The 16,038-nt window shown below is 39.5% G+C and carries 12 protein-coding genes, 1 pseudogene and 1 riboswitch; of the genes and pseudogenes, 12 read left to right on the top strand and 1 reads right to left on the bottom strand.

Annotation, left to right across the window (positions count from 1 at the left end):
* The first annotated feature begins 34 nt into the window (after positions 1–34).
* The 9 genes from AA980_RS08760 to sufB all read left to right on the top strand — a co-directional run bounded on the left by AA980_RS08760 (position 35) and on the right by sufB (position 9,821).
* On the top strand, positions 35–1,351 hold the full coding sequence (locus AA980_RS08760; protein WP_024030920.1) for an O-acetylhomoserine aminocarboxypropyltransferase/cysteine synthase family protein: 1,317 nt from the start codon (positions 35–37) through the stop codon (positions 1,349–1,351).
* A gap of 123 nt (positions 1,352–1,474) precedes the next feature.
* Positions 1,475–1,583, top strand: a riboswitch (SAM riboswitch).
* 131 nt (positions 1,584–1,714) lie between these two features.
* The gene (locus AA980_RS08765) at positions 1,715–2,740 is read left to right on the top strand and encodes a methionine ABC transporter ATP-binding protein (RefSeq protein WP_024030919.1); all 1,026 of its coding nucleotides are present in this window, start codon (positions 1,715–1,717) and stop codon (positions 2,738–2,740) included.
* Complete coding sequence (locus tag AA980_RS08770; protein WP_024030918.1) at positions 2,733–3,398, top strand: methionine ABC transporter permease; 666 nt, start codon at positions 2,733–2,735, stop codon at positions 3,396–3,398. Before AA980_RS08765 ends, AA980_RS08770 begins: the two co-directional genes overlap by 8 nt.
* 16 nt (positions 3,399–3,414) lie before the next feature.
* Positions 3,415–4,245 (top strand): MetQ/NlpA family ABC transporter substrate-binding protein, encoded by an 831-nt coding sequence (locus tag AA980_RS08775; protein ID WP_047771461.1) that lies wholly within the window; start codon positions 3,415–3,417, stop codon positions 4,243–4,245.
* Positions 4,246–4,594: 349 nt separating this feature from the next.
* Positions 4,595–5,380, top strand: coding sequence for a Fe-S cluster assembly ATPase SufC (sufC, locus tag AA980_RS08780; protein WP_024026569.1), 786 nt, complete (start codon positions 4,595–4,597; stop codon positions 5,378–5,380).
* 21 nt (positions 5,381–5,401) lie between these two features.
* Positions 5,402–6,712 carry a Fe-S cluster assembly protein SufD gene (gene sufD / locus AA980_RS08785; protein WP_024026570.1) on the top strand — a complete coding sequence of 437 codons (1,311 nt, stop codon included), beginning with the start codon at positions 5,402–5,404 and terminating at the stop codon, positions 6,710–6,712.
* A complete protein-coding gene (locus tag AA980_RS08790) occupies positions 6,712–7,941 on the top strand; it encodes a cysteine desulfurase (RefSeq protein WP_024026571.1) in 1,230 nt (409 codons plus the stop codon). The genes sufD and AA980_RS08790 overlap by 1 nt, the downstream gene beginning before the upstream one ends.
* Complete coding sequence (gene sufU, locus AA980_RS08795; RefSeq protein ID WP_024026572.1) at positions 7,931–8,368, top strand: Fe-S cluster assembly sulfur transfer protein SufU; 438 nt, start codon at positions 7,931–7,933, stop codon at positions 8,366–8,368. Before AA980_RS08790 ends, sufU begins: the two co-directional genes overlap by 11 nt.
* Positions 8,369–8,423: 55 nt before the next feature.
* Positions 8,424–9,821 carry a Fe-S cluster assembly protein SufB gene (gene sufB / locus AA980_RS08800; RefSeq protein WP_024026573.1) on the top strand — a complete coding sequence of 466 codons (1,398 nt, stop codon included), beginning with the start codon at positions 8,424–8,426 and terminating at the stop codon, positions 9,819–9,821.
* 712 nt (positions 9,822–10,533) lie between these two features.
* Here the strand turns inward: sufB and AA980_RS08805 are convergent.
* A complete protein-coding gene (locus AA980_RS08805) occupies positions 10,534–10,884 on the bottom strand; it encodes a sigma factor-like helix-turn-helix DNA-binding protein (protein WP_024026574.1) in 351 nt (116 codons plus the stop codon).
* Positions 10,885–11,296: 412 nt separating this feature from the next.
* Here AA980_RS08805 and AA980_RS08810 point away from each other — a divergent pair.
* The 3 genes and pseudogenes from AA980_RS08810 to AA980_RS08820 all read left to right on the top strand — a co-directional run.
* A pseudogene (locus AA980_RS08810) lies at positions 11,297–11,809 on the top strand (DUF72 domain-containing protein); the annotation flags it as partial.
* Positions 11,810–12,029: 220 nt separating this feature from the next.
* On the top strand, positions 12,030–13,340 hold the full coding sequence (locus AA980_RS08815) for a hypothetical protein (protein ID WP_024026576.1): 1,311 nt from the start codon (positions 12,030–12,032) through the stop codon (positions 13,338–13,340).
* Positions 13,341–16,022 (top strand): hypothetical protein, encoded by a 2,682-nt coding sequence (locus AA980_RS08820; protein ID WP_024026577.1) that lies wholly within the window; start codon positions 13,341–13,343, stop codon positions 16,020–16,022.
* Positions 16,023–16,038 lie beyond the last annotated feature (16 nt).

The following is a 16,038-nucleotide window of genomic DNA, read 5'->3' on the forward strand; positions in this document are numbered from 1 at the left end:
TGCTTATTGTATTGTTATAAAAGGAGCGAGAATAATGGGAGAAAATCAAAAGAATTATCGTTTTGAAACATTGAGTGTTCATGGAGGATTGTCGCCAGATCCGGTGACAGGTGCTCGTGCGGTCCCGATTTATCAAAACAATGCGTATCAATTTAAAAGCACAGAACATGCGGCCAACTTATTTGCCCTGAAGGAGCCTGGTTACATTTATACCCGGATCCATAATCCAACCACCACCGTTTTTGAAGATCGCGTGGCTTTATTAGAAGGCGGCGTTGGAGCACTTGCGGTTGCAAGCGGCATGGCAGCGATCACACTTGCGATTTTAAATATTGCCGAAGCAGGTGATGAGATTGTCTCCGCCTCTAATTTATATGGAGGAACTTATAATTTATTTGCCGTTACACTCCCTAAATACGGAATTAAAGTGAAATTTGTCAACCCGGATCATCCTGAAAATTTCCGCACGGCGATTACTGAAAAAACAAAAGCGGTCTTCGCTGAAACGATTGGTAATCCGAGCTTACGCATATTAGATATTGAAAAGGTAGCTGAAATTGCTCATGAGGCAGGGGTTCCTTTAATTATTGATAATACCTTCGCGACACCATATTTGTGCCGGCCAATTGAGCATGGTGCAGACATTGTCGTTCACTCGGCCACAAAATGGCTGTTGGGAAATGGCACGACAACTGGCGGTGTGATTGTCGATGGCGGAAAATTTGACTGGAACTCGCCGAAATTCCCGGGCTTTATAACACCAGATGCAAGTTATCATGATCTCGTATATGCAGAAGCACTAGGTGCGGTCGCTTATATTATTAAAGCACGAGTCCAGCTTTTACGTGACCTTGGGCCGGCACTAAGTCCGCAAAATGCATTCCAGTTCACACTTGGTCTTGAAACACTTCATGTGCGGATGAAAGAGCATGTTGCCAATACGAAGGAAGTAGTAAATTACTTAATTAATCATCCTGCAGTGGAATGGGTTTCATACCCTGGACATCCAACACATCTGGATCATGAATTAGCGCAAAAATATTTGCCAAAAGGAGCCGGCTCCATGGTTGTCTTTGGGATTAAAGGCGGCAAAGAGGCAGGGGCTAAATTAATTGATGCAATTACGCTGTGGGCACATGTTGCTAATGTTGGCGATGCAAAAAGCTTAATTATTCATCCGGCAAGCACTACTCATCAGCAATTAGATGCGGAAGGGCTTAAGTCTGCAGGGGTATCTGAGGATTTAATTCGCCTTTCCATTGGCATTGAAAATGTCGAGGATTTAATCGAGGACCTCGAATCAGCGATTGAAACGGCGACTGGTTTAGCTTCCCTTAAAACAAATGCTTAAATTCAGCTGATATAATTTTCCAAAGAATTTCTCGTTGACACTGCTTTTTATCCGTGATACGATTGCATTCGTAATATCATTACTTAAATAATTTAACGTTAATTGAATATAGAATGCTGTAAGCTCTTATCAAGAGAGGTGGAGGGATGTGCCCGATGAAGCCCGGCAACCGTCAATATTTGTATTGAAATGGTGCCAATTCACACAAAGCAATTGCTTTGGGAGATGGGAGAAAGGATTGTTTTAATGATGCCTTTCTGCCTGCGCAGAGAGGCTTTTTATTTTAAAAAAGAATCTTTTCATGAAAACAGTCTAACTCTATAAACAAGAATCTGTAAATCGGATAAGAAGCAGGTGATTCAAGTGATATCGATAAAAAAAGTCAGTAAAATTTTTCCTTCAAAACAGGGGCATTTAAAGGCAGTTGATGATGTAAACCTGGAAATACAAGAAGGCGAAATTTTCGGAGTGATTGGATATAGCGGTGCCGGAAAAAGTACGTTAATCCGGATGTTAAATGGACTCGAGCTCCCGACGGATGGAACCGTTACGGTAGCCGGCCGGGTGATTTCGAAGATAAAGGGTGCTGAACTTCGGAAAGCACGTCAGGAAATCAGCATGATTTTCCAGCATTTTAACTTGCTGTGGTCAAGGACTGTAAGTGAAAATATTGCTTTTCCATTAGAAATCGCTGGGGTAAATAGCTCACAAAGAAAAAAACGAGTGCAGGAACTTATTAAACTAGTTGGTCTCGAAGGCAGGGAAAACGCCTATCCTTCCCAACTGAGCGGCGGCCAAAAGCAGCGCGTTGGGATTGCTAGGGCACTTGCCAATAATCCAAAGGTATTGCTTTGTGATGAAGCAACCTCTGCGCTCGATCCGCAAACGACGGACTCGATTTTGGATTTGCTAGTCGATATTAATAAGCGGCTCGGGTTAACGATTGTTTTGATTACGCATGAGATGCACGTGATCCGTAAGATTTGCCACCGGGTAGCGGTCATGGAAAGCGGAAGCGTCGTTGAGCTTGGTCCAGTGTTAGATGTGTTTAAAAACCCGGAGCAGCCGATCACGAAGCGATTCGTTCAGCAAGTAACGGAACCGGAAGAAACGAAGGAAACAACCCAGCATCTACTCGAACTTTATCCGCATGGTTGTGTGGTTCAGCTCTCGTTCGTTGGTGAGACAACAGAACAGCCATTAATCACTAATGTTATTCGGAATTGCGATGTGGTTGTCAATATTCTGCAAGGGAAAATTTCACACACGCAAAACGGATCATACGGAACATTATTCATTCACTTGGATGGGCAAGTAAGCGAAATACAGAAGGCCATCGATTATATTCACTCACAGCAAGTCGGCGTGGAGGTGATCAGTAATGGCTGATTTTATGGAAATGGTAAAGTGGGACAAATTAATGGAAGCCACTCGAGAAACGATGTATATGACTTCCATTTCTGTGTTTGCGACATTTGTTTTAGGATTATTACTTGGTCTGCTGTTATTTTTAACAGATAAAGGGAATATATGGGCCAATCGGACTGTTAATGTCGTTGTTGGGGGCATTGTCAATATTTTCAGATCGATTCCCTTTATTATCTTAGTCGTTTTATTAATTCCATTTACAAAATTATTGCTTGGGACGATTCTTGGGGCAAATGCGGCGCTTCCCGCTCTCATTATTGGTGCTGCCCCTTTTTATGCGCGAATGGTAGAAATTGCCCTTAGGGAAATTGATAAAGGTGTGATTGAGGCCTCGCAATCGATGGGGGCTACCCATGGCCATATTATTTTTAAAGTATTAATACCGGAATCCTTACCGGCATTAATTTCAGGAATAACCGTTACAGCTATTTCGCTCATCGGCTTTACGGCAATGGCTGGAATCATTGGAGCTGGCGGACTTGGGAATTTTGCCTACCTCTATGGGTTTCAGGGCAATAAACCGATTGTCACGCTAGTTGCAACGATTGCGATCTTAATTATAGTTTTTATTGTCCAATTTATTGGCGATTATTTTACAAAGAAAACAGATAAGCGATAACAGGAGGAGTCAAATCATGAAAAAGGTATTTAGTTTCATTGGAATTGCGTTACTAGCATTTGCCTTAACAGCTTGCGGTGGAGCCAAAAAAGATACGGCAGGAAAAGATGGTAACAAGAAATTAGTCGTGGGTGCTACTGCTGTACCGCATGCGGAAGTATTAGAAGCGGCAAAACCATTATTAAAGGAAAAAGGCATTGATCTAGAAATCAAAGTTTTTCAAGATTATATCCTGCCAAACGTAGCGTTAAAAGATAAAGATCTCGATGCCAACTATTTTCAAACACCAGGGTATTTAGCCCTGCAAATGAAAGATAATAAGGACTTTGATTTTGTAAGTGTTGGCGAAATTCATAAAGAACCAATCGGAGTTTATTCTAAAAAATATAAGAGCTTAAAAGACCTTCCTAATGGTGCAAAAATTATTATGAGTAATTCATTTAGTGACCATGGACGTATTTTACCTATTTTTGAAAAAGCAGGATTAATCAAGCTTAAAGACGGTGTTGGCGCAAATGCAAGAGTTGAGGATATTATCGAAAATCCAAAGAACCTAGATTTCTCAACGCTAATTGAAGCCAAATTATTAGCATCTTCTTTCGAAAGCGGTGAAGGTGATGCAGTCGTTATTAATACGAACTACGCATTAGAAGGCGGAGTTGACATTGGAAAGTATGGAATTGCCTTTGAAGGCGATGACGTTGTTCCGGCAAATCTTGTGGTCGTTCGTTCAGAGGACAAAGACAAAGAAACCATCAAAACATTTGTAGATGTACTCAAATCAAAAGAAATCCAAGACTTCATCAAAGAAAAATACAAAGGGTCCGTTGTAACGGTTTCTGAATAAACATATTTAAATAGGTAGAAAAACAGAAAGTCAGTGATAGCGTCACTGGCTTTTTCTGTATTTTAGCCCATTGAATAGAACATGTATTACCATTGGCAAAATAATATAAAATAAGGTATCATTTATACCGAATGTGATTTACATAAAGAGTTTCTGTCTGAATTTTCGAAAAAATATTCTATTCATTCTCATTTAGGGCCTGCTTATTGAAAATAGCAGCTTTGTTTTTACTGTTTAGGAGTTGCTAATACATTTCATTTGTTATAAGATTGTAATGAGAATAAAATGAGAATAGAGTCACAGACCATTGTAGTTTTAGATACAAATCATTCTTTTCGGAGGTATAAATATGGCTGGATCAACTTTAACAATTAAGGACCTTCATGTAGAAATTGAGGGTAAAGAAATCTTAAAAGGGGTAAACCTTGAAATAAAGGGTGGAGAAATCCATGCAATCATGGGTCCAAACGGAACTGGTAAATCGACTTTATCTTCTGCGATCATGGGTCACCCAAAATATGAAGTGACAAGCGGAAACATCACATTAGATGGACAAAATGTTCTTGAAATGGAAGTAGATGAACGCGCACGTGCCGGTCTATTTTTAGCAATGCAATACCCAAGTGAAATTAACGGCGTTACAAATGCAGACTTCCTACGTTCTGCAATTAATAGCCGTCTAGGTGAAGGAAACGAAATTTCCTTGATGAAATTCATCCGTAAAATGGATAAGCAAATGGAATTCCTTGAAATGGATCTTGATATGGCACAGCGCTATTTAAATGAAGGCTTCTCCGGCGGGGAGAAAAAGCGTAACGAAATTTTGCAATTGACAATGTTAGAACCGAAAATTGCCATCTTAGATGAAATTGACTCTGGACTAGATATTGATGCTTTAAAGGTAGTCTCGAAGGGTATCAATGAAATGCGCGGCGAAGATTTCGGCTGCTTAATGATTACGCACTATCAACGTCTGTTAAACTATATCACTCCTGACCGTGTGCATGTAATGATGCAAGGCCGCATTGTGAAATCCGGCGGACCAGAGCTAGCACAACGCTTAGAAGCAGAAGGATATGACTGGATCAAGCAAGAGCTTGGCATTGAAGATGAAACAGTTGGGCAAGAAGCGTAAGAGAGCGTTAGGAGGATTACTATGACAACAGAAACAAAATTATCATTTGATAATGGCAAAGTAAGCTCGTTCTCAAAAGCAATGAGCGAGCCCGCTTGGTTTGAAGAATTCCGTCTTAAGGCATTAACTGATTTCGAACAACTGCCAATGCCAAGACCTGATAAAACCAAAATCGATAAATGGAATTTTACGCAATTCAATCAACATACGGTAAAAAGTGATGCCTATCCAACGCTTGCAGATTTGCCGGAAGAAGTGAAAGCATTAGTTGATATGGATGCTGAACAGAAGAATTTATATATCCAAAGAAATCAAACGCCTGCCTTCTTATCGTTATCAGAAGAGCTAAAAAACAAGGGTGTTATTTACACAGATATTTTCACCGCTGCTAGAGAGCATGGGGACCTGTTGAAAAAGTATTACATGACGCAGGCCATCAATGCTGACGAGCATCGCCTTACAGCGCTTAATGCTGCACTTGTAAACGGCGGAGTTTTCTTATACGTTCCAAAGAATGTCGAAGTTACCGAGCCGATTCAAGCAGTATATGTACATGATGATACTGAGGCCAACCTATTTAACCATGTGATTGTGGTTGCGGAGGACAATAGTGCGGTAACATATGTTGAAAACTACATTTCTACAATGGAAACATCAAATACAGTTGCCAATCTTTTGGTAGAAGTGATTGCGAACGCCAATGCAAGAGTGAAATTTGGAGCAGTGGATAACCTCGCAAAGGGTATCACGACTTATGTGAACCGTCGCGGTGTTGCCGGCAGAGATGCTCGAATTGAATGGGCGTTAGGGTTAATGAATGAAGGCAACACGATTTCAGAAAACACGACTAATTTAATTGGCGATGGCTCTTATGGGGATACTAAAACGGTTGTTGTCGGACGCGGTGAGCAAACGCAAAACTTCACCACCAAGATTGTGCACTTCGGAAAAAACAGCGAAGGCTATATCTTGAAGCATGGTGTGATGAAAGATAGCGCTTCTTCCATCTTTAATGGAATTGGTAAAATTGAACATGGTGCTTCTAAATCAAATGCCGAGCAAGAATCCCGTGTCTTAATGCTGAGTGAAAAAGCACGCGGTGATGCCAATCCAATCCTATTAATTGATGAAGATGATGTAACGGCAGGCCACGCAGCTTCTGTTGGACGGGTTGATAACTTACAACTCTACTACCTAATGAGCCGCGGCATTACGAAAACGGAAGCGGAACGCTTGATCATCCATGGCTTCTTGGCGCCGGTTGTTAACCAACTTGAGATTGAAGGGGTTAAGAAACAGCTGACTGAAGTGATTGAAAGGAAAGTACGCTAATGAATATCCAGGATATTCGCAAACAATTTCCGATATTAGATCAAGAGGTAAACGGCAAACCATTAGTATACTTGGATAGTTCGGCAACATCACAAAAGCCGCTCCAAGTAATTGAAGCGATTGAAAAATATTATCGCGAAATCAATTCCAATGTCCACCGCGGTGTGCATACACTAGGAACAAGAGCGACGGATGCGTACGAGGGTGCACGGGAAAAGGTTCGCAAGTTTATCAATGCTAAATCGACACAGGAAGTTATTTTTACTAGAGGAACGACGACATCCCTTAATACAGTAGCGGCGAGCTATGCGGCTGCAAATGTAAAAGAAGGTGACGAAATCGTTATTACTTATATGGAGCACCATAGTAATATCATTCCGTGGCAGCAAGTCGCCAGACGGACTGGTGCGCAGCTAAAGTACATTCCGCTTCAAGCGGATGGCACGATTTCACTGGATGATGCCCGGGCGACAATCACTGCTAACACGAAGGTCGTGTCTGTTATGCAGGTATCGAACGTCCTTGGTGTCATCAATCCGGTGAAAGAAATTGCCGAAATTGCCCATCAAAACGGAGCGGTTATGGTTGTTGATGCTGCCCAAAGTGCTCCGCATATGAAAATTGATGTACAAGATCTTGATTGTGATTTCCTTGCTTTTTCAGGCCATAAAATGTGCGGTCCTACTGGCATTGGTGTCCTTTATGGGAAAAAACAGCTGCTTGAAAAAATGGAGCCGATTGAATTTGGCGGCGAGATGATTGATTTTGTCGAATTGTACGAGTCAACTTGGAAAGAGCTGCCGTGGAAATTTGAAGGCGGCACACCAATTATTGCCGGTGCAATCGGTCTTGGCGCAGCAATCGACTTTTTAACTGAAATAGGCTTAGATAATATTGCTGAGCATGAACATCGCCTTGCCGCTTACGCATTAGAAAAAATGGCGGCAGTTGAAGGCATGACGATTTATGGCCCGCTTGATGCGGCCAAGCGTGCAGGTCTTGTTACCTTTAATTTAACAGATGTTCATCCGCACGATGTGGCAACTGTTTTGGATGCGGAAGGAATTGCTGTCCGCGCCGGACATCATTGTGCCCAGCCGCTGATGAGATGGCTTAAAGCTACAGCCACTGCTCGTGCCAGCTTTTACCTATACAATTCAGAAGATGATATTGATAAACTTGTTGAAGGACTTGTCAAAACGAAGGAGTATTTCAGCGATGTCTTCTAATTTAGATGCACTTTACCGAAGAGTAATTATGGACCATTACAAAAAACCTCGTAATCGCGGTGTTTTGGAGGATGGCAGTCATACAATTAATATGAATAACCCAACTTGCGGCGACAGGATTCAATTGAGCCTGAAGGTGGAGGATGGAATCGTGGTTGACGCCAAGCAGGAAGGCGAAGGCTGTTCGATTTCGATGTCTTCTGCATCGATGATGACACAAGCCATTAAGGGTAAGAAAGTAGAAGATGCTTTGGTGTTATCAAAGGTCTTTTCAGATATGATGCAAGGAAAAGAGATTGGTGAAGATCTCGATTTAGGCGATATCGAAGCACTTCAGGGTGTTTCTAAATTTCCAGCGCGCATCAAATGTGCCACGTTAGCGTGGAAGGCGATGGAAAAAGGATTGAAGGAAGAAGAGCATGAATAGAATGAAATAGGGCGTTTTTTGCCCCCTTTCGTTTAAGAAATGGAGGAAAAGGACGATGGCGAAGAAAATGCCGGAAATCGGTGATTATAAATATGGTTTTGCCGATAAAGACGTTTCCATATTCCGATCTAAGCGCGGGTTAACACCCGATATTGTTAAAGAAATTTCCAAGTTGAAGAACGAACCACAATGGATGTTAGACTTCCGCCTCAAATCACTTGAAATTTTTTATAGCAAACCAATGCCGCAATGGGGCGGCGATATGTCTTCATTAAACTTTGATGAAATTACCTATTATGTAAAACCATCTGAGAAATCTGAGAAGTCATGGGATGAAGTACCTGAGGAAATCAAAGCAACCTTTGATAAGCTTGGGATTCCAGAAGCTGAGCAAAAGTATCTTGCCGGTGTATCTGCACAGTATGAATCAGAAGTTGTTTATCACAACATGAAGGAAGACCTTGAAGAATTAGGAATCGTGTTTAAAGATACGGATTCAGCATTAAAGGAAAATGAAGATATTTTCCGCGAACACTTTGGCAAAACAATTCCGCCAACAGACAACAAGTTTGCTGCGTTGAATTCTGCTGTTTGGTCAGGCGGCTCGTTCATTTATGTACCGCCAGGCGTGAAAGTAGATACGCCATTACAAGCGTATTTCCGGATTAACTCCGAAAATATGGGTCAATTTGAGCGGACATTAATCGTTGTCGATGAAGGCGCGCACGTGCATTATGTTGAGGGCTGTACTGCACCAGTTTATACAACGAATTCTCTGCACAGTGCCGTTGTTGAGATTGTGATTAAAAAAGATGCTTACTGCCGTTATACAACAATTCAAAACTGGGCAAACAACGTGTTCAACCTTGTTACGAAGCGTGCGGTTTGTGAAGCAAATGCAACAATGGAATGGATTGATGGCAACATCGGTTCGAAGCTGACGATGAAGTATCCAGCGGTTATTTTAAAAGGCGAAGGCGCTCGCGGAATGACATTATCAATCGCGATTGCCGGTAAAGGCCAACACCAGGATGCTGGTGCGAAAATGATCCATTTAGCGCCAAATACATCGTCAACAATTGTATCGAAATCAATCTCGAAGCATGGCGGAAAGGTAACCTATCGCGGAATCGTTCAATTCGGACGCAAAGCAGACGGTGCCCGTGCCAATATCGAGTGCGATACGTTGATCATGGATAACCAATCAACATCAGATACGATTCCTTACAACGAAATCTTAAATGACAATATTTCACTTGAGCACGAAGCCAAGGTGTCTAAAGTTTCTGAAGAGCAGCTCTTCTACTTGATGAGCCGCGGAATTTCAGAACAAGAAGCAACCGAAATGATCGTCATGGGCTTTATCGAGCCGTTTACGAAAGAACTGCCAATGGAATATGCCGTTGAGATGAATCGTCTCATTAAGTTTGAGATGGAAGGTTCAATCGGTTAATATTTTAAAAAAATTAACCCGCTTGCCGCGTTGGCAGGCGGGTTTTTGTGTTGGAATGGAGTTTACTGTTGGATACGTGGATTATGTTGCAATTACAGAGAATGTTGGGTTTAATTTTAATGGGTAACTTTCACGGGCACTTAGACACCTTCAGGAATAATGGGGCTGAGGAGACAGGACCCCGCAGTTGCTTTAGCATTTGGCATCTTTGCGAAGGTCCCCCTCAACGCATCTAAAATGAGGTTTACTTGGTTTTTTTGAAAAATAAGAAGGTCTTATTCTTAATTGGGGAACCATTGATATTTAAAATAAACGGAGGTTTTCCGGTTAGACTGCAAAATAGAGCACGGGTCGGGGAATATAAGCGGAGATTTTCCGATTAGGCAAAGGAAAATTACCCATTTTCACGTTTTTTGAGTCAATAGTCGGAATCTTTCCGTCTATTTAGGCTATTTTCAGTACTATTTCCTAATTAAGAGAAATTTATCCGCTTATTTATCAAACTCGCTTTAGCATCTAATGAACTTGTATAAAACTTACGGATGGTTTTGCAAGAAAAAGTCAAAAAGACTTAGAGACTCTAAGCCTTTTTGACAGTGAAAAATACTGTGAAGTTTATGTGATTTGCTATTTGATTTGGTCAGCGATTTACCGTTTTGCACCTCACAAGTAAACCCGTTACTTATTCGAGAGGGGGCTTATATTTTTAAAATTAATAAGTATCATTTTTTAGGATTTCGGAAATTTTCCTAGCAATCTTGAACTCAGCTTTTCTCCTTATCTGCCTAACACGCTCGGGGCAAATATTTAGCATTTCACCAACAGCTTTTAATTTTACCCTTTGTTTATTTACACCATATATTTCATTTAAAATAATCTGCTCTCGCTCTGACAAGAATTCCCTCATAACAGTGTATATTCCGATAAATCTCTTGAAATCATCTGAATTTCTTTCTTCAAGTATCTTATAATATGGGTTTAACGCATGTATCTCCTTGTTACGTCCAATCATATCCAAATAAAAAATTTCATCGTTTCTAGTTATTTTGTTTTTAGTATCCAATTAAGTACCTCCCCTACCTTCCTACTTTTATATTTTTGACAATTTTTATTTATTTCCTATACGTATTTTTGGATATTTGGTGACAAAATATAAAGCTTATAAAAGAACTTAAAAAGGCAAGTTATCATTCATTCATTGATTTATTTAAATCTTGGAAATCCAAATCTTTCGCCAGTTTTGTAATGTCCTGTCCTGGTTCGAGAAGGAAGGATCCACTTTTGAAAAATTTACCCGCCTGCCGGTTGGCAGGCGGGTTTTTGCGTGGAAATGGGGGTTACAGGGATAGGATGCGCCAACTGTCGCAAAGCGTGCGCCAACTGTCGCCATGCGTGCTCCAACTGTCGCGAAGCGTGTGCCCCTGTCGCAAAGCATCCGATGGTTATGCTATTATTAATAAATGGAGGTGAGTTTCTTGATTTATATCGGTGTAACAGGCTGGGGTGACCATGACAGCTTATACCCGGGTCAAATTTCCTCAAGAGATAAATTAAAGGAATATGCGGGACATTTTCCGCTTGTTGAAGTGGATTCCGCTTTTTACGCGATTCAACCTACTCGTAATGCCGAAAAGTGGGTCAATGACACGCCTGCAAGCTTCCAATTTGTCGTCAAAGCCTACCAAGGGATGACCGGACATATGCGTGGCGAAATCCCTTTTGAAACCAAACAAGCAATGTTTAACGCCTTTAAAGAGTCGCTCGCTCCATACATAGAAACCAATAAATTAGCCATGACGCTTTTTCAATTCCCGCCATGGTTTGCCTGTAAACGGGAAAATGTTAAGTACTTAAGATGGTGCAAGCGTGAAATGGGTGATATTCCTTGTGCACTTGAATTCAGACACCAATCGTGGTTCGCACCTCAATACATTCAAAAAACGCTTGAATTTATGAAAACAGAGAAATGGATTCATAGCATTTGCGATATGGATTAGTATATTTGGGGTAGTAAAATACATTCAATTAATTATTGTAATGAAATGTTGATATATAAGTAATAATGAGGGATGACTATTTCGCACAATAGTCATTTTTTTGTGTTGAAATATTTAGATTAATAGGTTAATATTATATGTATAGAATATGTGTTCTTATTCGTTGTATGGGGATGTAGTCCCGAAGCGGGTAGCGGTAAGGAGGATTATAGTGGGCTTTGAATTCGTAGTAAAACAAATGAGAATAAAGGAAGTAAGACAAGGGGCATTAGTTGAAGCGGATAAGATAATTCTGTGTATAGATGATAAAGAGACAGGGATGCTCTTACCCCACCCATTATCCAATTTCATAAAGAGTACGTTTGATAGGAAATCATTAGCATTAAAAACACAGAAAAACTATGCAGAAGAAATAAAAAAATTCTTGAACTATACCTTAGAATGTATCTCTGATGAAGAAGAAATGTACTTAGATTTAAGAGATACTGGTATAAGTGGACTACAGTTGAAGCATGGAGCAAGTTATATTACTCATTTGACACAAAGGGTAAGAGCAAATGAAATCATTGCTCAACAAGTAAGAGATGCTGACCGTATGCTTACAAAGTTTTATCTTTGGTTGAGTGAGCAAGGTTTAATCAAAGAGAAGATTCAATATAGAGAAGAAGTACGTAGCATAAAGGGTCAGAAGAAAGTAATAATACGAAGTCCATTTGATAATTTTGAATTAGGGACAGAGTATCCAAACACAAGGGATATGGGAAGAGAAAATGATAGGCTACACGACTTTGGAAATGGTAGATTAGACCTCGTAAATCTTTTTATCAGAATTGCTGAATTAGAAGCCCCTGATATTGCGATTGGTGTTGCTTTTCAATTTTATGGAGGTTTGAGGAAAGGGGAAGTAGTAAATCTCTTGCGTAGTAGCGTAAAAGAACCAAACGGTAAAGGGTCAGGAGAGCTTACATTGAACATAAAAGACAATTGGAGTTTCTTGTTCCCCGACAAAAAACTCACAGTGTTAGAGCAGGTAAAAAAGACGAGAATACAAGCGGTATTCAAAGCTCCTATTGTGTTAGAGATGTACAAAAAACATATGGAGTTATTATCAAGGATGGAGAGAAACGGAAAGTTAAAGAATGAACAAGCACTGTTTTGTTCCATCCATACAGGAAGACCAATATCGGGAACAGCGTATTGGGAACGTTTTACAAGGGTGAAAAATAGATTTTTAAGTATTCTCCTTGAGAACGATGAAGAGGCATATAGAAAATTGACTTCAAAAAATTGGTCTACTCATATTGGTAGAGGAATTTACACCAATATGCTTGTGTTTTTATTAGGATGGTCTGCAAGTGAAGTAATGATTGCAAGGGGCGATAGCAACATCCAATCTTCGAATAGTTATATCGAAGAGCAAAATGTTAAAAAGAAAACAGAGGAAGCAATAGAGATAATAGCGAGAGCTACCACTCACGCAGATAAAACGTATTCAAAAGTCGAAGATTTGAGGGGTTTGTAGATGGAGGGATATGCACTCTTTTCGGAACTTGAAGAGTATAATTTGAAACGTTATGGGTTGAATGAAACAAAGATGAAAACGTTGATAGATGGTGGGGAAATTGAGGCAAAGGTGATAGGTAATAGATATAACCGAACTTACATTTCCATTAAGTCAGTCGAGAATTACATTCAAAAAGTGATCACGATTCGTAATAATTATTTTACCTTAGAAGAGGCTTTTATTAAGATTTCGGGAAAACCGATTAGAATAGACTCTTCTGGATTACACAATTTCATTGAGCAAGCGGGATTAGAATTGTTGGAACTTGATATTCCTATAACAAGGAAAGAAAGGACTTTCGTAAAAAGGAGTAGTTGCGATAGATTTTTGGAGGAATATTTCTCACTTATTGAAGCGTACAAGGAGTTAGGGCTTGATATTGAGTTAAAAGCATTTAGAGATAATCTGTTGAAACAGAAAATTAAGATTTTGGAATTGCAAAATTTGTATGAATGTAAGTTTGTAAAAAAAGAGGATGTGTATAGGAAATACCGAGATATTATTACTATTCAAGAATGTCGAGAGATACTTTCAATTACGAATGAAAATCTTCGTGAAGCATTTAAAGCCTATGGTATTGAACCATTCTTCTCCAATGGAACTAATTTGAATATCAGCAAGGATGATTTTCACTTGCTTAAAGACTTGCAGGAAAAGTCATTGAATGAACTGATGAAAACCACATACACCTTGAGTGAGGTTGAAGTTTTTCACAATGAAATTGGTACTTCTAAGCCAGATGATGACGCATTAAAAAGGTACGAGATTCAGGGGGCGATCACTCCCCTTTTAAGGGTAGAAAAATACAAATATAAAAAGGTCTTATATGACAAAAAAGGCATTGACGAGTTCATTGAAAGAATGCGAATTGAAAGGAAAATCTCCGATTTGTACAACACCATTATGGACTATCCCCTTCTTTTACAACAAGTTCTTGAGGTGGAAAATGTGCAATTTTGCGAGAATCTAAAAATTACAAAAGAACTTTGGTTTCAATATGCCAATCAGACGTTAAGGAAAATGACTGGTAATAGAGATTCCTGCTTAAATAAAATTACTTCCCTTAAAAACGCTACAAAGGTGATAACCAACTTCGCAAAGACGAAGGAACTCCTTACGTTCTCTGAAAAAGAAATGAACTTGGGAATATTCAATAAAAAAATTCCAAAGAAACACCAAGGTCATATTTATGCGTTTTTATATGAAGTCGTGTCCAGCATAGAACATAATACAGGAAAGAAAGTTCTTAACCTTTCAAAATTGAATTTTGAACGCCAAAGTATCAAGCAAGTAAAAAGTAAATCGAAGGAAACGTATGATCTTGAAGAGTACATGTCTTTATACAATTATGTAAAAGACTACAAACTCCATAAGGAATCGGCTATTAATGGTATTAAGGGCATACAGGGTCAGAAGGACTTAAAAAATGGAAAATTGTATAAAAAATATGATTCTATGTGGCTATATGTACTATTGCATATCAATAATGGTTGGAGAAAAGGAACCGTAGTCGATTTTCCAAGGTATCCGTCACACCACTTTAATAAGTTCAATCTTACTTCTATTGAGTCCTTAGAATGCTTACTCTTAACAATGGAAGACGCTGAACAGATAGTAAGATTTTATCAGGCACAATGGTTTGAACATAACAAGACACATGAAAAAGCTACTTTCTATTGTTCGAGCGAATTGAAGTTACCAATGGCTTACGCTATCTTGATTTGTGAATATAGGGTTAGGAATTTTCATATCCATGATGAATCCAATCTTATAAATTTCTACAATAAAAAGAACGAAGTTTTTGCGGGAACTCATGACCATTTCTTCAAGAACTACAAAGATGAATTTCAGTTTGAGTCAAGAAAAATGAATAGAACTGTTCTAACCATCACAAGCTCTATAATTGCATCTGCACTGAATGGTGATCCAATATTGATTGCAAAGCATTTAAGAGGTCATACGCAAACGGAGACAACAAACATCTATATTCAAGTGCCTCAAGAGCATTTAGACTCTATTACAGAACAGCTATTTGATACGGGATACTTTGGATATGTGTATCAAAAGGTTAATGCCCTTTTACTGGGAGAAAGTTCTACAAACAAAATAGATACAACACGACATTCGATAGAGTTAAAAGAACTTCTTGGAGACGTTGTGAAGTTGGAGGATATGGCTTCATATCTGAATGTGTTGTCAAAGCGTCAAGAAGAATTAGGAACTTATTTAGAGGAGTTGTCAAAAGAGGAACTGAAAAGCAGATTGAATCTTATCAACTTAGGTCTCTCCCCTGCCAAAGAAGAAACATACCAATGTTTCTTTTCAACGTGTATTGCTCAAAAAACAGAGTGTAACAAGTGTCCATTTTCTATCCCTCACTTCTATTCGTTAAGCACAATCTGTAGAAGGATGAGGCGTATTCTCTCAAATTATAAGGAGATAGCATACAGAGATGATGTTCCAATTGGAGAAAAAACCAAGCTGTATAATTTATTGCTTATGGACTTCTCTACTATCGCAGAGGCGAAGCAAAAGTTTGGAAGAGAAATAATTGAGATGTTTATGGATTTAGACTTTAACGGGTTTATAAAGGGCTTAGAGGAGCTTCCTGACCCACAGGAGGAGTTACTACTGATATAGAAGGGGTGAAGTGTAA

This window comes from Neobacillus vireti, from assembly GCF_001026695.1.
GTDB classification, from domain to species: domain Bacteria; phylum Bacillota; class Bacilli; order Bacillales; family Cytobacillaceae; genus Neobacillus; species Neobacillus vireti.

Coding starts and splice junctions, on each gene's coding strand:
- AA980_RS08775 (WP_047771461.1), top strand. CDS start 3,415: ATGAAAAAGGTATTTAGTTTCATTGGAATTGCGTTACTAGCATTTGCC.
- sufD (WP_024026570.1), top strand. CDS start 5,402: ATGACAACAGAAACAAAATTATCATTTGATAATGGCAAAGTAAGCTCG.
- sufB (WP_024026573.1), top strand. CDS start 8,424: ATGGCGAAGAAAATGCCGGAAATCGGTGATTATAAATATGGTTTTGCC.
- sufC (WP_024026569.1), top strand. CDS start 4,595: ATGGCTGGATCAACTTTAACAATTAAGGACCTTCATGTAGAAATTGAG.
- sufU (WP_024026572.1), top strand. CDS start 7,931: ATGTCTTCTAATTTAGATGCACTTTACCGAAGAGTAATTATGGACCAT.
- AA980_RS08770 (WP_024030918.1), top strand. CDS start 2,733: ATGGCTGATTTTATGGAAATGGTAAAGTGGGACAAATTAATGGAAGCC.
- AA980_RS08790 (WP_024026571.1), top strand. CDS start 6,712: ATGAATATCCAGGATATTCGCAAACAATTTCCGATATTAGATCAAGAG.
- AA980_RS08820 (WP_024026577.1), top strand. CDS start 13,341: ATGGAGGGATATGCACTCTTTTCGGAACTTGAAGAGTATAATTTGAAA.
- AA980_RS08760 (WP_024030920.1), top strand. CDS start 35: ATGGGAGAAAATCAAAAGAATTATCGTTTTGAAACATTGAGTGTTCAT.